Annotated in this window: 19 protein-coding genes; 5 read left to right on the top strand and 14 right to left on the bottom strand. The window is 56.0% G+C overall.

The genetic code is table 11. The annotated features are described in order from the left end of the window. Positions 1-2: 2 nt before the first annotated feature. On the bottom strand, positions 3-995 hold the full coding sequence (gene phnD, locus SR894_RS20820; RefSeq protein WP_223288736.1) for a phosphate/phosphite/phosphonate ABC transporter substrate-binding protein: 993 nt from the start codon (positions 993-995) through the stop codon (positions 3-5). Positions 996-1,168: 173 nt separating this feature from the next. On the opposite strand from phnD, the gene SR894_RS20815 reads away from it, so the two are divergent. Further along, complete coding sequence (locus tag SR894_RS20815; protein ID WP_223288735.1) at positions 1,169-1,762, top strand: histidine phosphatase family protein; 594 nt, start codon at positions 1,169-1,171, stop codon at positions 1,760-1,762. On the opposite strand, the gene SR894_RS20810 is transcribed toward SR894_RS20815, so the two are convergent. From SR894_RS20810 to hemE, 7 genes are all read right to left on the bottom strand, one after another. Then, positions 1,759-2,157, bottom strand: coding sequence for a RidA family protein (locus SR894_RS20810; RefSeq protein ID WP_133731867.1), 399 nt, complete (start codon positions 2,155-2,157; stop codon positions 1,759-1,761). The genes SR894_RS20815 and SR894_RS20810 overlap by 4 nt on opposite strands. 122 nt (positions 2,158-2,279) lie before the next feature. Then, positions 2,280-3,008 (bottom strand): amino acid ABC transporter ATP-binding protein, encoded by a 729-nt coding sequence (locus tag SR894_RS20805; protein ID WP_133731895.1) that lies wholly within the window; start codon positions 3,006-3,008, stop codon positions 2,280-2,282. Positions 3,009-3,110: 102 nt separating this feature from the next. After that, positions 3,111-4,211 carry an amino acid ABC transporter permease gene (locus SR894_RS20800; RefSeq protein ID WP_133731866.1) on the bottom strand — a complete coding sequence of 367 codons (1,101 nt, stop codon included), beginning with the start codon at positions 4,209-4,211 and terminating at the stop codon, positions 3,111-3,113. A 15-nt stretch (positions 4,212-4,226) separates the two neighbouring features. Next, positions 4,227-5,417 (bottom strand): amino acid ABC transporter permease, encoded by a 1,191-nt coding sequence (locus SR894_RS20795; RefSeq protein ID WP_223288734.1) that lies wholly within the window; start codon positions 5,415-5,417, stop codon positions 4,227-4,229. Positions 5,418-5,518: 101 nt separating this feature from the next. Further along, the gene (locus SR894_RS20790; protein WP_133731864.1) at positions 5,519-6,544 is read right to left on the bottom strand and encodes an amino acid ABC transporter substrate-binding protein; all 1,026 of its coding nucleotides are present in this window, start codon (positions 6,542-6,544) and stop codon (positions 5,519-5,521) included. A gap of 258 nt (positions 6,545-6,802) precedes the next feature. Further along, positions 6,803-7,669, bottom strand: a complete 867-nt coding sequence (gene speE / locus SR894_RS20785) for a polyamine aminopropyltransferase (protein WP_133731863.1) — start codon at positions 7,667-7,669, stop codon at positions 6,803-6,805. Next, complete coding sequence (gene hemE / locus SR894_RS20780; protein WP_133731862.1) at positions 7,669-8,781, bottom strand: uroporphyrinogen decarboxylase; 1,113 nt, start codon at positions 8,779-8,781, stop codon at positions 7,669-7,671. The genes speE and hemE overlap by 1 nt, the downstream gene beginning before the upstream one ends. Before the next feature lie 286 nt (positions 8,782-9,067). Between hemE and ribA the strand changes: the two genes are divergently transcribed. The 3 genes from ribA to cheZ all read left to right on the top strand — a co-directional run bounded on the left by ribA (position 9,068) and on the right by cheZ (position 11,425). Beyond that, positions 9,068-9,703: a GTP cyclohydrolase II gene (ribA, locus tag SR894_RS20775; RefSeq protein WP_133731861.1), complete on the top strand. Its 636-nt coding sequence runs from the start codon at positions 9,068-9,070 to the stop codon at positions 9,701-9,703. A gap of 36 nt (positions 9,704-9,739) precedes the next feature. Further along, the gene (trhA, locus tag SR894_RS20770) at positions 9,740-10,459 is read left to right on the top strand and encodes a PAQR family membrane homeostasis protein TrhA (RefSeq protein WP_223288733.1); all 720 of its coding nucleotides are present in this window, start codon (positions 9,740-9,742) and stop codon (positions 10,457-10,459) included. A gap of 279 nt (positions 10,460-10,738) precedes the next feature. Beyond that, entirely contained in the window at positions 10,739-11,425 is a 687-nt protein-coding gene (gene cheZ / locus SR894_RS20765) for a protein phosphatase CheZ (protein WP_223288732.1), read from the top strand. A gap of 80 nt (positions 11,426-11,505) precedes the next feature. Here the strand turns inward: cheZ and SR894_RS20760 are convergent, their stop codons facing one another. The 5 genes from SR894_RS20760 to SR894_RS20740 form a co-directional block, all read right to left on the bottom strand. Beyond that, the gene (locus SR894_RS20760; RefSeq protein ID WP_133731858.1) at positions 11,506-12,129 is read right to left on the bottom strand and encodes a glutathione S-transferase family protein; all 624 of its coding nucleotides are present in this window, start codon (positions 12,127-12,129) and stop codon (positions 11,506-11,508) included. Between the two features lie 88 nt (positions 12,130-12,217). Then, the gene (gene djlA / locus SR894_RS20755) at positions 12,218-12,982 is read right to left on the bottom strand and encodes a co-chaperone DjlA (protein WP_133731857.1); all 765 of its coding nucleotides are present in this window, start codon (positions 12,980-12,982) and stop codon (positions 12,218-12,220) included. Positions 12,983-13,014: 32 nt separating this feature from the next. After that, on the bottom strand, positions 13,015-14,940 hold the full coding sequence (gene dxs / locus SR894_RS20750; RefSeq protein ID WP_133731856.1) for a 1-deoxy-D-xylulose-5-phosphate synthase: 1,926 nt from the start codon (positions 14,938-14,940) through the stop codon (positions 13,015-13,017). 2 nt (positions 14,941-14,942) lie between these two features. Then, a complete protein-coding gene (gene ispA, locus SR894_RS20745) occupies positions 14,943-15,836 on the bottom strand; it encodes a (2E,6E)-farnesyl diphosphate synthase (protein WP_133731855.1) in 894 nt (297 codons plus the stop codon). After that, a complete protein-coding gene (locus SR894_RS20740) occupies positions 15,830-16,120 on the bottom strand; it encodes an exodeoxyribonuclease VII small subunit (RefSeq protein ID WP_133731854.1) in 291 nt (96 codons plus the stop codon). Before SR894_RS20740 ends, ispA begins: the two co-directional genes overlap by 7 nt. A 249-nt stretch (positions 16,121-16,369) precedes the next feature. On the opposite strand from SR894_RS20740, the gene serA reads away from it, so the two are divergent. Beyond that, a complete protein-coding gene (serA, locus tag SR894_RS20735; RefSeq protein ID WP_133731853.1) occupies positions 16,370-17,614 on the top strand; it encodes a phosphoglycerate dehydrogenase in 1,245 nt (414 codons plus the stop codon). Positions 17,615-17,704: 90 nt separating this feature from the next. Here the strand turns inward: serA and SR894_RS20730 are convergent, their stop codons facing one another. Then, positions 17,705-18,394, bottom strand: a complete 690-nt coding sequence (locus SR894_RS20730) for a pirin family protein (protein WP_133731852.1) — start codon at positions 18,392-18,394, stop codon at positions 17,705-17,707. Between the last annotated feature and the right edge of the window lie 132 nt (positions 18,395-18,526).

Raw genomic sequence — 18,526 nt, 5'->3', positions numbered from 1 at the left:
GTTTACTCTTCCAAATTTTCGGGCGTATAGCTCACGTTATTGGCCGCTTGGATGGTACGAATCACCTTCCAGTTGTCTTGGTAGTTGATGGGGATGAATTTTTCGACGCCTTCAAACTCTTCGCCTAGCTCGGTGCCGATAAAATCAAAGCTGAAGAAGGCTTCTTCAATTTTTTCGACCAGATCGGGGTGCAGGTTGTGCGCGTAATTGTACGAGGTGGTGGGGAAACGATCGGACTCAAATATCAGGCGCACGTCCTCTTCATCGTAAAGTCCGCGCGCCGCCATCCGCTCGACTACTTCGGAAGCGACCGGAGCCGCATCGTAGTCTTTAGCCACGACGCCCAGCATGGATTGGTCGTGGCTGCCCGAGTAGACCACTTCATAATCCTCATCGGGGGTAATGCCGAGTTCGGGCAGCAGAGCGCGAGGGGCTAGGTTACCCGAGTTGGACGTTGGAGAAGTATGGGCGACGCGTTTGCCTTTGAGATCCTCTACCTCATGGATATCAGAGTCGACATGGGTAAACAACTGCAGGGTATAGCCGAATTGGCCGTCATCAGAGCCCATTAACGCAAACGGCACGGCCCCGGCCAAGTTCACCGCAAAAGGCGTAGGGCCAGTGGAGAAACCGGCGATATGTAAGCGCCCGCTTCGCATAGCTTCAACTTGAGCAGCGTTGGACTGCACAGCAAAGAAGCGCACATCCCGCTCGGTAACCTCAGCTAAGTGATCGATAAAGGGCTGCCAAATATCTGAATAGATGGCCGGGTCTTCTACGGGGGTATAAGCAAAAATCAGCGTGTCTGGATTAGCCCACTCAGACTCATCGGCAGGGCGGTCGGCGACCATATCGCCATTTTCATCACAGTAAATAGTATCTAAATCGCCGCGTTCGCACTCAGCGAAAGCGGGCGTAGTGAGCAGGGCGAGCGGTAATAGAGATGCGGCGGTAAGCATCGCAAGCGGGCACTTGCGGAAGAGCGAAGTTGCCATGGTAAGCCTCGTTTGTGCGTTATTGTTGTGTTCTTGCTCTGGGTCGAACTGTGTTTCCTTTGCTGCGTTTTGCCACTACTGAAAACGAAAAATGTTTCGTAAGTGGACATTCCGCGCCAAGGATGGTTATTTTCGAAAGCAGACACCTTCAATCTAGGGTTTGTGACAAACTTATGTCAAATACTTTACAGCCCCTCTCCGACCATTGGCGCAACCGCTATTTATTAATGCGCCACGGCCATAGTCAGGCCAATCAGCAGGGCGTGATTGTCAGCTCGCCAGAGCGGGGAATAGAACGCTTCGGTCTTTCTGAACATGGCGAGCAACAGCTTGCCCAATTAGTTGCCGATTGGCAGTGGCCGGTGCCGACCCGCGTGGTGCATTCAGATTTTTTGCGCACTCGTCAAACCGCCGCCCATGTGGCAGCTAGGTTTGGGTTGGTGCCCAGCGTGGATACGCGCTTGCGAGAGCGAAATTTTGGTGAATTAGAGGGGCAGGGAGACGATCACTATCCCAGCGTGTGGGCTTTGGATGCCGAGGATGCCGAGCATCGTCACTATCAGGTAGAAGCGTTGAGCGGAGTGGTGAGCCGTATGCAGGCGGTGATAGCGGAGTGGGAGCAGCAGGTTAGCGGTGAAACCATCTTGTTGGTGAGTCACGGCGATCCGCTGCAAATCCTATTAACGGCGCTGGCGAATAAGCCCCTTACCCAGCACCGTGAGCAGCCCGCGTTACTTCCCGCGAGCATTACGCAAGTGGGCGATTAGGCGCCGTCTTGCGCAGGCGGGATCCAGGCAATCATATCGACTTCCACATCGGCACCACCGGCTAAGCCGGTCACCCCGATGCAGGTACGGGTAGGTAGCGGCTGTGGAAAGTAGCTGGCGTAGACTTTATTGACTTCCTCGAAGTGGCCCATATTGGTAATAAACACCCGGGACTGAACCACATACTCGAAGGCACTGCCGACTTCTTCCAGCACAATCGCCAGGTTTTGCATTACCCGATGGGTCTGTTCAGTGAAGGTGCCCAAAAGCATCTCGTTGGTTTCTGGCACCGTCGGCATTTGCCCGGTGATAAAGACCAGATCACCTACGCGACAGGCGTGGGAAAAAGGCGCAATGGGCTGGGGCGCGCGGTCGATAAACAGTTTTTCAATCATGCTTTTATCCTTAGTTAACTGTTTTTACTGGCTGTTTTTTTAAAGTTGTTAACCATCATGGGCCTCAAGTGAGGCCCATGATGATTGACTTATCCACACTACTTTATTGCTTGGGCTGTGTATTAGTGCCCCAGAATCTGGCTAAGGAACAGTTTGGTACGCTCAGACTGCGGGTCATTAAAGAACGGCTCTGGCGCATTCTCTTCAATGATTTGACCTTGATCCATAAAGATGACCCGGTCAGCCACTTTTTTGGCGAAGCCCATTTCGTGGGTTACACAGATCATGGTCATGCCTTCTTCCGCAAGCTCCACCATAACGTCGAGTACTTCCTTGATCATCTCGGGGTCGAGGGCGGAGGTGGGTTCGTCAAACAGCATGACGTCAGGGTGCATGCACAGTGAGCGGGCAATCGCTACACGCTGCTGCTGACCACCGGAGAGCTGCCCTGGGTACTTAGTCGCCTGCTCGGCAATGCGCACGCGCTCCAGATACTCCATGGCCAGCGCTTCGGCCTCTTTGCGGGGCTTCTTTTGTACCCACATTGGCGCGATACAGCAGTTTTCCAGCACCGTTAAATGCGGGAATAGATTGAAGTGCTGAAATACCATGCCGACACTGCGACGAATCTGCTCAATACGCTTAACGTCTTGGGTCAGCGGTACGCCACCCACCACAATTTCACCTTTCTGGTGCTCTTCAAGGTGGTTAATGCAGCGAATCAGCGTTGATTTACCCGAACCCGAAGGGCCGCAAACCACGATACGCTCACCGCGTTTTACTTCAAGGTAGATGTCCCGCAGTACGTGAAAATCGCCGTACCACTTATTGACGTTGCGCATCTCGACCATCAGGTCAGAAGTACTGGTGTCCGAGGTGTTGGTGGCTGCTTGTGTCATGTTGATATCCTACTTAAAACGTAATGAGATGCGGCGCTCGTACTTAAACTCGAACTAGCGCTTATGGCCGGTGTTTAGCTTGCGCTCTAAGTACTGGCTGTAGCGCGACATGCTGAAACAGAAAATCCAGAACACGAACGCGGCAAATACATACCCCTCTATCGAGAAGCCCAGCCAGCGCGAGTCGGAAAGCGCCGCTTGCACTATGCCCAACAGGTCAAACAGCCCGATGATCATGACCAGGGTGGTGTCTTTAAACAGTGAGATAAACGTATTGACGATACCGGGAATCATCATTTTTAGCGCCTGCGGCATCACAATCAGCCCCATGCGCTTCCAATACGTCATCCCCAGCGCTGCGGCGGCCTCATCCTGCCCTTTAGGGATCGCCTGCAAACCACCGCGTATCACTTCGGCCATATAGGCACTTTGGAACAGCGTCAGGCCAATCAAGGCGCGTACCAGGCGATCCACGCTAAGTTCAGACGGTAGGAATAGCGGCAGCATCACCGAGGCCATAAACAGAATGGTGATGAGCGGCACGCCGCGCCAAAACTCGATAAAAATCACGCAGAAGGTTTTGACGATGGGCATGTTCGAGCGTCGCCCAAGGGCGAGTACGATGCCGATAGGAAGCGCACCAATCATCCCTACGCTTGCCAGTAGCAGCGTCAGCATCAAGCCGCCCCAGCGGTGGGTGGAAACCCGCGGTAGATCAAAATAGCCGCCGTGGAGCAGTACGTAGGCGATCACCGGGAAAATCAGCAGGGCAAACAGCGCCATCCAGCGCTTGAACGGAAGGCGCGGAATGACCATCCAGGCAATAATGCCTGCGAACATGGCGAACACGATATTGGCCCGCCAGTACTCCTCGCTGGGGTAGAGGCCATACATGAACTGGGAGAAGCGTGCGTTAACGAATACCCAGCAGGCGCCCGCCTGTGTGCAGTCTTCGCGGCTATCGCCCACCCAGTTGGCATCAATGAATGCCCACTGAACAGTGGGTACCACGAGTAGGTACAGCACGTAGAGGCCCAATAGCGTGAAAATGCTATTGATGGGGCCGTTGAACAGATTGCCGCGTAGCCAGGCAATCGGGCCAATGGTGCCTTTAGGGGCCGGGCGCTGAGGTATGGTTTCTTTATTGTGAATCATGGGGTTGCCTCCGGCCTAGCGTTCGACCAGCGCAACGCGAGCGTTGAACCAGTTCATGAACATGGACACCAGCAAGCTGATGATCAGATAAACCGCCATGGTCATGGCAATAACTTCGATGGCCTGACCGGTCTGGTTGAGCGTGGTGCCGGCGAAAACCGATACCAGGTCGGGGTAGCCGATGGCGGTGGCCAGGGACGAGTTTTTAATTAGGTTAAGATATTGGCTGGTGAGCGGCGGGATGATGACGCGCATGGCTTGCGGAATGACGACGAGGCGTAGAACCAGGTTGCGTGGCAAGCTCAGCGCCTGGGCGGCTTCCGTTTGGCCATGGGGAATGGCTTGGATGCCCGAGCGCACAATCTCAGCAATGAAGGAGGCCGTATAGATAGACAGCGCCAGCCATAGGGCCAGGAACTCAGGGATAATGGTGATGCCACCGCCGAAGTTAAAGCCCCGCAGTACCGGCATCTCCCAGGTCACCGGTACACCGGTAGCGACCAATACCAGCAGCGGTAGGCCAAAGATAATCACCAGCGACATCCAGAAAACCGGCAGGCGTTTGCCAGTGGCTTCGTGACGGCGCTTGTTCCAGATAACCAGTGCAATGCTGGCAATGATGGCCAACACAAAGGTTGCAGGAATCAGTCCAAACCCTGATTCAAACAGCGGTTGAGGCAGGTAGAGCCCACGCACGTTGAGGAAAATGGCTTCGCCAAACGCCATGCTCTCTCTGGCACTGGGTAAGGTACGCAGTACCGCAAAGTACCAGAAGAAAATTTGCAGCAGTAGCGGGATATTACGAAAGGTTTCGATATAAGCGTTGGCCAACTTGGCGATCAGCCAGTTGGGCGATAGTCGTGCGATACCGACGATAAAACCAATAATCGAAGCAGCTAGCACCCCTAGTCCACCGACCAGCAGCGTATTGAGCAAGCCAATCACAAAGGTGCGGCCGTAGGTGCTCTGGGAAGAGTATTCGATTAAGGTTTGACCAATACCAAAGCCGGCTGTGTTGCCCAGGAAGCCGAAGCCAGTGGTGATGCCGCGGGCGTTCAGGTTGGCTTGGGTATTGCCGATAATATAGATCAGGAAAGCCGCCACAACGGCGACTAAAATGAGCTGAAAAATAAGTGCGCGCTTAGCGCGGTCTCGCCAAAACGGCGGCTTGTGGCCGGCGGGGCGAATGTTGGGTCTTACAGACATGGGTGGCGTCTCCGCTACACGGAAGGTCAATCAAATGGCCCGCCATTCCCTTAAAACAGAAATCTGTGTAGAGGGCGGCGGGCCGGGGTCAAGCGAGACGCTTAGCGAATCGGGGGAGCGTACTGGAAGCCACCGTCGTTCCACAGGGCGTTGACACCGCGCTCAATTTCCAGCGGAGAGTCCATACCCACGTTACGTTCAAAGCTTTCAGCGTAGTTACCGACTTGGCTAATAATGTTGTAAGCCCAGTCTGCTTCAAGGTTCATGCCTTCGCCGTAGTTGCCGTCTTGGCCCAGCAGGCGAGCGATGTTGGGATCTTCAGAGTTAAGCATTTCTTCAGCGTTTTCACTGGTGACGCCGTACTCTTCGGCATTAATCATGGCAAACAGTGACCATTTCACGATGTTGAACCATAGATCGTCACCTTGGCGAACCACAGGGCCTAGCGGCTCTTTGGAGATAACGTCTGAAAGGATCATCGAGGCAGAGGGATCGTCTAGCTGTATACGTAGCGCCGCCAACTGAGATGTATCGGAGGTTAGCACGTCACAACGACCAGCCTGATAGCCACCTACGGTTTGCTCAGAAGTATCAAAAACAATCGGGTTGAACTCCATGTCGTTAGCACGGAAGTAGTCGGCCAGGTTCAACTCGGTGGTAGTGCCGGACTGGATACAGATAGAGGCACCGTCGAGCTCATCGGCACCGGTGATACCTAGATCGCGGGCGACCATGAAGCCTTGGCCGTCGTAAAAGTTAACGCCGGTGAAGTTCAGGCCCAGAGTTGTATCGCGGGTAGTCGTCCAAGTGGTGTTGCGTGACAGTACATCGACCTCGCCCGACTGTAGTGCGGTAAAGCGTTCAACGGCGTTGAGGGAAATGTAGTTAACCGCATCTGCATCACCCAGTACCGCAGCTGCTACTGCACGACAAACATCAACGTCCAGGCCCTGCCAGTTACCGTCGTCATCCGGTGCTGAAAAGCCCGGCAAACCATCGCTCACACCACACTGAACGGCGCCACGCTCAATGGTATCTTCCAGGGTGTCGGCTTGAGCAGTCGCCATGCCCGCTAGGCTAAGTGAGCCAGCGGACGCCAGAAGCGCTAGGTGTTTTTTATTGAACATTTAGTTTCCCTCGAAGTTCTTGAAATTGGTTATTGAAATTCAGTCACTGAAATAGTTCTGCATGCCGCAGCATGTCACTAAACCTAGCAAGGAAGATGCCAACAGGGGTACAGGCGCTAATTCAGCGCTTTTCAACGCTACTCAACGAATTCGAGACGAAGGTCTAGGTGCAAAAAAGGTTACCGCCCACCTCGCTTTGCACCTTTATGGGGCGAGATGAGGTGGGCGGTAACATACAGGCAGGTGTGAAGCGTGGGGTTACTCGGCCGCAAAGGCCTTGCGCATAAATGGCGGTAGGGCGAGAGCGCCACGGTGAGCGTCAACGCTGTAGTACTCAAGGGGCAGGTCGTGGTTAGCGGCTGCCTGCTCGCGGAACGCATTTACGTCAGTGGCTTTACCCGCCAACGTCACGCTCCACCAGCCTGAGGGATAGACAGGCTGCGGGAAGGGTAGCGTGGCAACGCTGTCAAAACCGGCTTTTAGCATGTCGTTGCGCAGCTCACGGATAATCGAGCCACTGTGGTAAAGCGGTGATTCGCTCTGCTGCACCATCACGCCGCCGCTTTTCAAGATACGGTGGCAGCGCTTGAGAAAATCGGTTTTAAACAGCCCTTCAGCGGGCCCAACCGGGTCGGTGGAGTCGATAATCAGCACATCGATGCTCTCATCAGGTGCATCGTCCACCCACTTCACGCCATCGGCGAACAGCAGCTCGGCGCGGGGATCGTTATTCGATTCCACTAACGACGGGAAAAAGCGCTCAGAAGCCTTGGTGACCTCTTCGTCGATATCAATTTGGGTCACTTTCTCGACACTCGAGTGACGCAGCACCTCTTTTAAGGTGCCGCAGTCGCCACCGCCAATGATCACCACCCGTTTGGGCTCTTGGTGGGTAAACAGCGCCGGATGCGCAATCATCTCGTGATAGAGAAAGTTGTCGCGGTCGGTCAGCATCACGCAGCCATCCAGCACCATTAGGTTACCGTAGGTCTCGGTAGCGTAGACCTCCAGATGCTGGTACTGGCTCTGCACATCCAAGAGTTTTTCAGAGATCTTCAGTGAGAAAGCGCTGCCGTGGCTGTCAAAGACTTCGGTAAACCACTGGTCGTCGCGTAAATCGCTCATCAATTGGCTCCTGAATACTGTGCATTGGTGTGAGTCGGAATATCGCGGTGATACTGCGGGCTTAGCTCGTGCAGCGCCTCCATAAAGGCGGTGACGTTATCGGGGTTGGTGAATTGGCTGATACCGTGGCCCAGGTTAAATACGTGACCAGGGCCGTGGCCGTAGCTCTCCAGCACCCGGGCCACTTCGGCGCGGATAGCCGAGGGGCGGGCAAACAATACGTTGGGATCCAGGTTGCCTTGTAGCGCCACTTTATGTCCAACTCGAGCACGGGCGTCGGAAAGTTCGGTAGACCAGTCGATACCCAGCGCGTCGGCACCGGCGCAAGCGATATGCTCGAGCCACTGGCCGCCGTTTTTGGTGAACAAAATCACCGGTACCCGGCGGCCGTCGTGCTCGCGGATCAGCCCGGAGACGATCTGCTCCATGTAGCGGAGTGAGAACTCCAGGTAAGCAGGGGTAGAGAGCGCGCCGCCCCAGGTATCAAAAATCTGCACTGCTTGGGCGCCCGCGCGAATTTGGGCGTTCAGGTAGTCAGTTACCGCATGCGCCAGCGTATCCAGCAACTGGTGCATGGTATCCGGGGTATCGTAAAGCATGGTTTTCAGATGGCGGAAGTCCTTGCTGGAACCGCCCTCCACCATGTAAGTCGCCAGCGTCCAGGGGCTGCCTGAGAAGCCGATTAGCGGCATGCGGCCGTTCAGCTCGCGGCGAATGGTGGAAACTGCACGCATCACGTAGTCCAGATCGCGCTCGGCGTCGGGCACGCTGAGTGCGGCAACCTCTTCTTGAGTGCGCACCGTTTTGCGGAATTTGGGGCCTTCGCCAGTTTCAAAATAGAGTCCCAAGCCCATGGCATCGGGAATGGTTAAAATATCTGAAAACAGAATGGCCGCATCCAGCGGGTAACGCTCCAAGGGCTGCAGGGTGACTTCGCAGGCTAGGTCATGGTTGCGGCACAGATCCATAAAACTGCCCGCATCGGCGCGGCTGGCGCGGTATTCCGGCAGGTAGCGGCCCGCTTGGCGCATCATCCACACCGGGGTGCGGTCGACGGGCTGGCGCGCTAGTGCGCGAAGAAAGCGATCATTTTGCAAAGGTGTAGTGGTCATAGACACTTGCTCTTAGGAAATTTGCCCGCATCGTATTGGAAACCGTACTTGGGAGCGTACTTGAAACCGTATCGGGGATCGTATGGGAGCAATTGTACTTGAAGATAGGCGCTAGGGCGGCGTACTAGATGGCAAAAATCGTCGCACCCGGACAATTTTTCTCGCCTAATAAGCCGATTTTAGCTTCTTCCCCAGCGTGAGGCCTGCGCCGCTTCCTGTTAGAATACTGACCCACTTTGCCAACACTGGTGTGGTTAACTGGTTTGGTCAATCAGCGAGGTAACCTGTGACCATTCGCTTCATTGCCGCTTCCCGGCTGCCCACGCCCTGGGCAACATTTACTATGCATGGCTTCGAAGATGAAGCCACCGGCAAGGATCATATCGCCTTAACGCTGGGCGATGTGACAGGCGACGAGCCGGTGTTGGGGCGGGTGCACTCCGAGTGTTTGACCGGCGATGCGCTTTTCTCCATGCGCTGCGACTGTGGCTATCAGCTCCAGGAAGCGCTGAAACGCATCGCTGAAGAGGGCCGCGGCGTCCTTTTTTATCTGCGCCAAGAGGGGCGCGGAATTGGTCTGTTAAACAAAATTCGTGCCTATCACCTGCAGGATCAAGGTGCGGATACGGTCGAGGCCAATGAGCAGCTCGGATTTGGCGCCGACATGCGCCGCTATGATCTGTGCGTACCGATGCTTAATCATTTGGGCATCACATCGTTAAGGTTAATGACCAATAACCCGCGCAAGGTGGATGCCCTCACCCGCGACGGCGTCAATGTCGTCGAACGCCTGCCGATCACCACTGGTCTGAACCCCCATAACGAACAGTATCTCTCAACCAAAGCGGGCAAGCTTGGCCATATGATGGCCCTGGATGACTTCACTCAGGCCAGCGATGTAGATATTGAACGTAAGGGGTGATATGAGTGGGGTATGGCATGCCAGGAGCGCCCCAGGATGAACGCCGTTAGTAAGGAGCATTACCAGCAGTATAAACAGCAGCGTGAAAAGCCATCCGAAGAAGAAGGTGAGTTCAGCGTTGTTGAAGAGTATCTGCACAGCATCACCCACGGTATTGGTGCCGTGCTAAGCCTGGTGGGAATGGTCGTGTTGCTGATAGTGGCGAGCTACGCTGCCCATGTCGATCCGTGGAAAATCGTTAGCCTGAGCATGTACGGTACCACGCTAGTGCTGCTGTATACCGCTTCGACTCTTTACCATGGCATCCCTCATCGGCGCTGGAAGCAGCGCTTTCAGTTACTTGATCACTGCGCAATTTATCTACTCATCGCAGGTACTTACACGCCCTTTTTACTCGTCAATATGCGCGGCCCTACGGGCTGGGTATTGTTTACCGCCGTGTGGTCGCTGGCGTTGGTGGGGATTGCTTGCATACTGCTATGGCCCCAGCGCTTTTCGATATTACGCGTGGCGATTTATCTGGTCATGGGCTGGATGATAGTGCTGGCGTCAGGAGAGATGGCGGCGAGTTTATCGACAACCGGCATCGTCTTGCTGGCCGCGGGAGGGATTACCTATACGCTAGGGGTGATCTTCTATGCCGTGCGCGCTATCCCCTACAACCATGCAATCTGGCATCTGTTTGTCGTTGCGGGCAGCATCTGTCACTACTTTGCCGTTTATAGCGCCGTTCTTCCGCACGTCTCGGCTGTTTAAGGGGTAATAGCTCGACTTCGGATCATTGCCCGCGTGAGCCGGCATGCCAATTAGATGGCTTTTAAAGGTATGACAAATACCTGTAAGTCACTGATTCACTCTGTAGACTAAACGTTAAACTTAAGTTTTAGCCTATTTAGCCGACAGTAGTATCAGGTGAGATACAAGCTTGATGTATTGAGCGCCGAACAGTCTGAAAAACATAGTGGGTTCGTATAGTGATGTCTATCGCCAGACCCAAAACGACATTCAATAAGATTTTCCAACAAGAGGATTGTCATGAGCACTGTTAACAACGCCCACGACACGACCATGCCGTCGGTACTGGGCAAAAAAGACAGTACTGATGAAATGGTGCACCGCATAGGCCACTTAACGCGCCTGCTGCGGGACAGCATGAAAGAACTGGGCTTAGATCAGCAGATAACACAGGCGGCGCAAGCAATACCTGATGCTAACGACCGTCTCAACTATGTGGCCTCAATGACCGAGCAGGCCGCAGAGCGGGCATTGAATGCCGTTGAGCGCGCTCAACCGGTGCAAGACAGCCTTGAAGAAGAAGGTGCTGCGCTTAATAAGCGCTGGCAGGCAGCGGCAGCCAAGCTCGCGGCGGTAGAAGGTGATGCTAATCTCGTCGAGGATACGCAGAACTTTTTTAGCAGTAAGCTTCCCAGCGCAACCGGGGCTACTCAAAAAGAGCTGCTTGAAATCATGATGGCTCAGGACTTCCAGGATCTCACCGGCCAGGTGATTAAGAAAATGATGGAAGTCATCAAACTCATCGAAGAGCAGCTTGTTCAGGTGCTGGTGGATAATGTTCCTCATGTCACCGACGGCGTTAAGTTGGAAGATGACCGGGATGAGCACGCCAAACTGCGCAATGGTCCGCAGGTAGGCGAAAGCAAGGTTGATGCAGTGTCAGGACAGGATCAGGTAGATGATTTGCTTGATGAGCTTGGCTTTTAGGCAAAGCCAACTAGTTAAAAACCGTTGCCATGCACTGCCGACAACGGTTTTTAAAGCGTTTTGGATGCTTTCTGCGTTGATTAGCTCTCTGCGGCAGCCTGCTCTTTTTCGATTGCTCTAGCCATCGCGGCGCGCTGAATGTGGCGTTCGCGATAGGCCATCAGCGGTTCGGGTAAGCGGTGCTTCATGCTGATCGCCCACGACAAGGTATGGGTTAAAAACAGATCCGCAAGGGTAAAGGCATTACCCACCAAGTTTTCTTGCCCGTTGTAGCGGCGCTCTAGCGCGCTTAGCGCACGCTGAAACTCCCAGGCGCAGACCGGCAAAATAGCGGGAACGCGCTTGTCAGTGGGCAGGGCAAATTTATGCTTGGCCTGATTCCACAGTGGCTGCTCAATTTCGGTAACGATAAAGCTGAGCCACTGGTCGACCTGAGCGCGGGCTGCGGGGTCGCTAGGCAGCAGCGTACCATCGCCATACTGCTCCGCTAGGTAACGGCAAATCGGCGCCGATTCAAATAGCGATACTTCCCCATCCTCAATCACCGGCACCTTGCCATCCGGGTGACGCGCCAAATGCTCGGCGGTTTGCCCCTCGCCTTTATCCAGCGCTACATGCTGGCATTGATACTCAAGGCCTAACTCTTCAAGCGTCCACGCTGCCCGTAGCGAGCGGGAGTGGGGGAAAGTGTATAGCGTGATCATGGCGTGCTCCTGGCGAAAAATCGATGCTTTAATTAGCGGGCGTGAACGTCGCTGTCGATTATCTAGATGCTATCAATTAGAGCTACCTCTAAGCGCTACCCCGCGCCTCACGGATCCGCTCGTAAGCGTTACCGATTTCGCTGGTACGCGCTTGGGCGACATCGCGCATGCTTTCGGGGAGGCCTTTGCCGGCGAGTTTGTCCGGATGGTTTTGGCTCATCAGGCGGCGGTAGGCTTTTTTGATTTCAGCATCGCTGGCGTCTTCAGAAACCCCTAGTACGCGGTAAGCGTCTTTGAGAGCCTCTTCGCTGGAGCCCTGGGAGTTAGCGGCGGCACCGTGCAGCATCGCTTCGATCTGCTGAACTTCGGCATCGCTGCAGCCAACACCGCGAGCAACGCGCAAGATCATTTCGTGCTCAGCAGGATGAAGTACCCCGTCTGCCGCTATGGCGGTTAACTGCACCTGGATAAACACTTGGCGTAAAACCGGCTGGCGCTGGGTAAGGCGGTTAACGTTGGCCAGCTCGGCGTCCAGATTGAAGTCATCGGCGCGGCCACGCTCAAAGGCAGCGCGAGCCTTGGCCCGCTGTTCGCCCTGCAGATGCATCTGGTCAAATAGCTTTTCGGCAACGTCCAACTCGCCATCGGTCACTTTGCCGTCGGCTTGGCACAGGCAGCCCATCACTGAAAAAATCGACTCCAGAAAGCCTTCCTGAATGCGCATTCGGGCGATATTCAGGCGACGGCTGATCCAGCGTCCCAGCCACCAGCCCAGACCGCCGCCAATCAGCAGCCCTACCGGGCCACCGAACGCAAGACCGATCAGGCCGAAAATAACAATAAGCAATAGCATAGCAATCTCAAAAGTGGTTTAAAGATAATGACTTAGGGTAATCGGGAGCGGATGGCGCGCTCGATGCCATCGCTATCCAGCTGGCAGTCGGCAAGCAGCTGCGGGGGTGTGCCATGCTCCACAAAAGCGTCCGGCAGGCCGAGGTTGAGCACTTCCACCTGAACGCCTTCGGCGTGGAGCAGCTCATTCACGGCGCTACCTGCGCCACCGGCTACCACGTTCTCTTCCAGGGTCACCAACAGTTCGTGCTCGTCGGCAGCGTGCAGCACTGCATCGCGATCCAGCGGCTTAATTGAGCGCATATTGATGTGGGTCGCATTGAGTCGTTCTGCGACTTCAGCGGCGGCGCTATTGAGGCTGCCAAAGGCGAGTAGCGCAATACGCACGCCGTCGTTGGCGGCATGGCGGCGCACTTCCGCTTTGCCAATGGCGAGTGGCTCAAGATGCGCGGGAATTTCCGCACCAGGGCCGGTGCCTCGGGGGTAGCGCACCGCGGCAGGGCCAGGGTGGTGATAGGCCGCACTCAGCATGGCGCGGCACTCGGCTTCATCCGCCGGGGCCAGAATCACCATGCCGGGCACGCATCGCAAGAAGGAGAGATCCATGCTGCCGTGGTGCGTGGGGCCGTCTTCGCCGACCAGGCCCGCGCGATCAATGGCGAAGGTGACGTCCAGATTCTGCACCGCGACGTCATGAATCAACTGGTCGTAACCGCGCTGCAGAAAGGTGGAGTAAATTGCCACCACGGGCTTCATGCCTTCGCAGGCCATACCCGCCGCAAGCGTTACCGCGTGCTGCTCGGCAATCGCCACATCGAAGTAGCGCTGAGGGTACTCTTTAGAGAAGCGAATCAGGTCGGAGCCTTCGCGCATGGCAGGGGTAATGCCCATCAGGCGCGGGTCGCTTGCCGCCATATCGCACAGCCAGTCGCCGAACACATTGCAGTATTTTTTCTTCGCTGGTGGAGGGGTAGCCAGCGGTTTCTTGACCGTCGTCGCGTTGGCTAACGTGTCGGGTTTTTCCAGCTTGGTAATAGCGTGGTAGCCAATCTGATCCGCCTCGGCGGGCAGGAAGCCTTTGCCTTTCACCGTTTTGATGTGCAGAAACTGTGGGCCGTCGAGGTCGCGCAGGTTTTCTAGCGTATGGGTTAATGCGTCGAGGTCATGGCCATCGATGGGGCCCACGTAGTTAAAGCCCATCTCTTCAAACAGCGTGGCGGGGCTGACCATGCCTTTCATATGCTCTTCAGTGCGCCGGGCAAGTTCCAGTGCGCCGGGCAGGTGCGAAAGCACTTTTTTGCCCTCTTCGCGTATTTTCAGGTAGGGCTTGCTGGAGAGCACCCGGGCAAGGTAGGTCGCCATGCCGCCGACGTTCTCGGAAATCGACATCTCGTTGTCGTTGAGTACGACCAGTAAATTGGCATCCACGTGCCCCGCATGGGCAAGAGCTTCAAAGGCCATTCCGGCGGTGAGCGCACCGTCGCCGATAATCGCACATACGTGTCGCTTTTCGCCCTGTGCCTTCGCTGCCAGTGCCATGCCCAACGCAGCTGAAATCGACGTGCTGGAGTGACCCACGCCGAAGGTGTCGTACTCTGACTCGGCGCGGCGAGGAAACGCCGCCAGGCCGCCGTGCTGGCGAATACTGAGCATCGTCTCGCGGCGGCCGGTGAGGATTTTATGCGGATAAGCCTGGTGGCCAACGTCCCAGACTAAACGGTCGTGGGGCGTATTAAAGGCGTGGTGCAGGGCAACGCTCAACTCGACCACGCCGAGCCCGGCGCCAAAGTGACCGCCGGAAACACCCACGCTATAAAGCAGGTAGGCGCGTAGCTCGTCGGCTAGTTGGGCGAGCTGGGAGGCATTCATGGCCCGCAGCGCGGCGGGATGGTCAAAGGAGTCGAGCAGCGGCGTCGTGGGGCGCTCGCGGGGGATTTCGTCGAACAGCTTCATGGGCATCTTTAGTGGTCGCGCTCGATCATATAGTGGGCTAAGTCGGCCAGCGGTGCAGCACGTTCGCCCAGTGGGGCGAGCGCGGCAATGGCCTCGTCAATCAGGCTGTGTGCTTTGCGTTGAGCGCCCTCTAACCCCAGCAGGCTGGGGTAAGTGGGCTTGGCGCGTGCAGCATCGGCGCCTGACGTTTTGCCTAGGGTAACGGTGTCGCCGGTCACATCCAGGATGTCGTCGTGAATCTGAAAGGCTAGACCAATGGCGCGGGCGTAGCGAGTAAGCGCCGTTAAGCGAGGGTCTGTGTCTTCAACGGCTACCAGTCCCCCCAAGCGCACAGCGGCAACAATGAGGGCGCCAGTTTTATGGGCGTGCATATGGGCCAGGGCGTCCACATCCGGGTGGCCGCCGACGGCGTCTAAATCCAGCGCCTGCCCCGCCACCATGCCATCACGTCCAGAGGCGGAGGCCAGGGTGTGCACCAAATGGCCCAGTCGCGGATGTGCATTGCTGGCCAGCACTTCGAAGGCCAGCGCCTGCAGTGCGTCACCGGCCAGAATCGCACTCGCTTCATCAAAGGCTTTATGCACAGTAGGCTGACCACGGCGAAGGTCATCGTCATCCATGGCGGGTAAGTCATCATGGATTAACGAGTAGGCGTGGATTAACTCAATGGCCGCGGCGGGGGCGTCCAGGGCGTCGTTTGTAGCACCGAGTGCCTGCCCGGCCATATACACCAGTAGCGGGCGCAGGCGTTTACCACCGGCCAGCAGACCATGGCGCATGGCGGCCTCAAGCCGAGGTGCTACCGCTGGGCGGCTATCAAACAGCGCCGCTAGCGTGGCGTCCACGCGGGCATTGCTGGTCTGGCGCAGGGTGGCAAGCTGGCTAGGCTGCATGGCTACCATGGTGGCGTCTCCTTGCTGTCATCCTCGGCCGCCTCCTTGGGGTCGTCGGGGCCAGTAAAAGGCGTTACGTTTAAACGCCCTTCGCTGTCTTCACTCAGCGCCCGCACCTTAAGCTCGGCGCTATCCAGGCGTTGTTGGGCATCGCGGGTTAGCCGCACGCCCTGTTCAAACGCGGTCAGTGCATCTTCCAATGAGAGCTCGCCTGACTCGAGACGTTCAACGATGGTTTCAAGTTGTTCAACCGTCGCGGCAAAGTCCTGCGGGGGTGATGTCGTGTCGCTCATTGGGGTATGCCTGCAAACCGGTATGTTTTTAAATAAGCTTAAATAAGCCCACAGTATACACCGAGGCTGGGGGGCGGCGTCTGCCCTCTTCGAATACCGCTTGTTGCGCGACTTGCGATCCATTCATCGTCACCACGCAGACTTTTCATCATTCACAACCGGCCTGAACGACGCGGGTTGTGCTACGATATGCGCCTCCCGTGAACCGATACACGGCGCATGCCGCCGACCATAGAGGTTGATTCAGCCATGGCCAAAACGTCCCTGGAAAAGAGCAAGATCAAGATCCTGCTACTCGAGGGCGTCCACCAAAGTGCGGTGGACAATTTTCACACGTCAGGATACGCCAATATTGAGCACCTGCCGACGTCCCTTGATGAGGATGCGCTGATCGAAAAGATCCGCGATGTTCACTTCATCGGTATTCGTTCCCGCACCCAGTTGACGGAGCGCGTGTTCGAGGCGGCGGAGAAGCTGGTCGGCGTGGGCTGTTTCTGTATCGGCACCAATCAGGTCGATTTAACCGCTGCCCTTACCCGTGGCATCGCGGTATTTAACGCGCCGTACTCCAATACCCGTTCGGTGGCAGAACTGGTACTGGCAGAAGCGATTATGCTGCTGCGCGGTATCCCAGAGAAGAACGCCCGCGCCCACCAGGGCGGCTGGCTGAAGTCCGCGAAAAACTCCCATGAAGCACGGGGTAAAACCCTGGGCATCGTGGGCTACGGCAGCATCGGCGCGCAGCTTTCGGTGCTGGCCGAATCGCTGGGCTTTAACGTCATTTACTACGATGTCGTCGCCAAGCTGGGCATGGGCAATGCCAGCCAAGTAGGCAGCCTTGAAGAGCTTCTGGGCCGGGCCGATGTGGTCAGCCTGCACGTGCCAGACCTTGCCTCTACCCGCTGGATGATCGGCGCGAAAGAGATCGCTGCCATGAAGCAAGGCGCTATCTTGATTAACGCTGCCCGCGGCAGCGTGGTTGAAATTGATGCGCTGGCTGAGGCGATTAAGGCTGGCAAGCTTAACGGCGCCGCGATTGATGTCTTCCCAGTTGAGCCGAAAGGCAACAACGAGGAGTTCCAGAGCCCGCTACGCGGCCTGGAAAATGTGATTCTGACCCCGCATATCGGTGGCTCCACCCTGGAAGCTCAGGAGAACATCGGTATCGAAGTGTCAGAAAAACTGATCACTTACTCCGATAACGGCACCACCGTGACCTCGGTCAATTTCCCAGAAGTCGCGCTGCCCGCTCACCCGGACAAGCACCGTTTGCTGCATATTCACGATAACGTGCCGGGCGTGCTGTCGCAGATTAACCGCGTGCTGTCTGAAAATGACATCAACATCTCCGGTCAATACCTGCAGACCAATGAAAAAGTCGGTTATGTAGTTATTGATGTGGATAAAGCCTACGGCCCCCAGGCGCTGGAAGCATTGAAGCAGGTGGAGCATACGCTGAAGATTCGTGCCCTTTATTCGGCGCAAAACAACTAAAGCAGTTTATTAAAATAAGCGTGTTGTAAAAACGGCGCCTCTTGCGAGGCGCCGTTTCTGTTAGGGTGGTCTAGTGGGCTCGCCCAGTGTTTAAGCAAGATCAAACAGCAGCACTTCGCCTGCCTCTTTGCCGGTAAGGTTGATCGCCTCATCCGGTTGGAACGCCGCGGCGTCGCCTGCGCTCAGCGTCTCACCGTTAACCTCCATTTCACCATTCACCACATGCAGCCAAGCGTAGCGGGAAGGAGGCGCAGTTGCCTGTTCGCCAGCGTTAAACAAGCCTGCGTAAAGATTCACATCCTGGTTGATGCTCACAGACCCGTCGCGGCCTTCTTCAGAAGCCACTAAACGCCATCGCCCTTGACGCTCAGCGACAGGGAAAGCCTTCTGCTCGTAGCTGGGTTTGATGCCGAGCTGCTTGGGTTCAATCCAGATCTGTAGAAAGTGCAGCTCATTCTCCTTGGAGTGATTGAACTCGCTGTGCAGTACCCCGGTGCCTGCCGACATGCGCTGCACATCGCCCGGGCGCATCACCTCGCCGTTGCCCATGTTGTCTTTGTGCTCCATCTCACCATCCAATACGTAGGAGATGATCTCCATATTGCGGTGAGGGTGGGCGCCAAAACCATGGCCGCCAGCAACGCGGTCTTCGTTGATCACGCGCAGGGCGCGAAATCCCATATGGTTGGGGTCAACGTAGTTGGCAAACGAAAAGGTATGGAATGAGCGTAGCCAGCCGTGGTCGGCGTAGCCCCGCTCGTTTGAACGACGAATAATCATGGTGTGCTCCGCAGGTTGCGTGAGATTGAATAATGACAATATACGCCTTGCTGACGCCTTGTGGGGTGAAGCTTTCAGCACGTTTCTGTCGAATAAATCGATGTATTAAATGCCGGGCTGGGAGGACTGTTT

It is taken from the genome of Vreelandella neptunia (genome assembly GCF_034479615.1).
Lineage (GTDB): Bacteria > Pseudomonadota > Gammaproteobacteria > Pseudomonadales > Halomonadaceae > Vreelandella > Vreelandella neptunia.
The sequence above is the reverse complement of the archived record's forward strand: the minus strand, read 5'-3'. Positions and strand labels throughout refer to the sequence as shown.

What these genes read in the sequence shown, in the direction of transcription:
- phnD (WP_223288736.1), bottom strand. Translation starts at nt 995, where the DNA reads ATGGCAACTTCGCTCTTCCGCAAGTGCCCGCTTGCGATGCTTACCGCC.
- SR894_RS20815 (WP_223288735.1), top strand. Translation starts at nt 1,169, where the DNA reads ATGTCAAATACTTTACAGCCCCTCTCCGACCATTGGCGCAACCGCTAT.
- SR894_RS20810 (WP_133731867.1), bottom strand. Translation starts at nt 2,157, where the DNA reads ATGATTGAAAAACTGTTTATCGACCGCGCGCCCCAGCCCATTGCGCCT.
- SR894_RS20805 (WP_133731895.1), bottom strand. Translation starts at nt 3,008, where the DNA reads ATGGTCGAGATGCGCAACGTCAATAAGTGGTACGGCGATTTTCACGTA.
- SR894_RS20800 (WP_133731866.1), bottom strand. Translation starts at nt 4,211, where the DNA reads ATGATTCACAATAAAGAAACCATACCTCAGCGCCCGGCCCCTAAAGGC.
- SR894_RS20795 (WP_223288734.1), bottom strand. Translation starts at nt 5,417, where the DNA reads ATGTCTGTAAGACCCAACATTCGCCCCGCCGGCCACAAGCCGCCGTTT.
- SR894_RS20790 (WP_133731864.1), bottom strand. Translation starts at nt 6,544, where the DNA reads ATGTTCAATAAAAAACACCTAGCGCTTCTGGCGTCCGCTGGCTCACTT.
- speE (WP_133731863.1), bottom strand. Translation starts at nt 7,669, where the DNA reads ATGAGCGATTTACGCGACGACCAGTGGTTTACCGAAGTCTTTGACAGC.
- hemE (WP_133731862.1), bottom strand. Translation starts at nt 8,781, where the DNA reads ATGACCACTACACCTTTGCAAAATGATCGCTTTCTTCGCGCACTAGCG.
- trhA (WP_223288733.1), top strand. Translation starts at nt 9,740, where the DNA reads ATGAACGCCGTTAGTAAGGAGCATTACCAGCAGTATAAACAGCAGCGT.
- cheZ (WP_223288732.1), top strand. Translation starts at nt 10,739, where the DNA reads ATGAGCACTGTTAACAACGCCCACGACACGACCATGCCGTCGGTACTG.
- SR894_RS20760 (WP_133731858.1), bottom strand. Translation starts at nt 12,129, where the DNA reads ATGATCACGCTATACACTTTCCCCCACTCCCGCTCGCTACGGGCAGCG.
- djlA (WP_133731857.1), bottom strand. Translation starts at nt 12,982, where the DNA reads ATGCTATTGCTTATTGTTATTTTCGGCCTGATCGGTCTTGCGTTCGGT.
- dxs (WP_133731856.1), bottom strand. Translation starts at nt 14,940, where the DNA reads ATGCCCATGAAGCTGTTCGACGAAATCCCCCGCGAGCGCCCCACGACG.
- ispA (WP_133731855.1), bottom strand. Translation starts at nt 15,836, where the DNA reads ATGGTAGCCATGCAGCCTAGCCAGCTTGCCACCCTGCGCCAGACCAGC.
- SR894_RS20740 (WP_133731854.1), bottom strand. Translation starts at nt 16,120, where the DNA reads ATGAGCGACACGACATCACCCCCGCAGGACTTTGCCGCGACGGTTGAA.
- serA (WP_133731853.1), top strand. Translation starts at nt 16,370, where the DNA reads ATGGCCAAAACGTCCCTGGAAAAGAGCAAGATCAAGATCCTGCTACTC.
- SR894_RS20730 (WP_133731852.1), bottom strand. Translation starts at nt 18,394, where the DNA reads ATGATTATTCGTCGTTCAAACGAGCGGGGCTACGCCGACCACGGCTGG.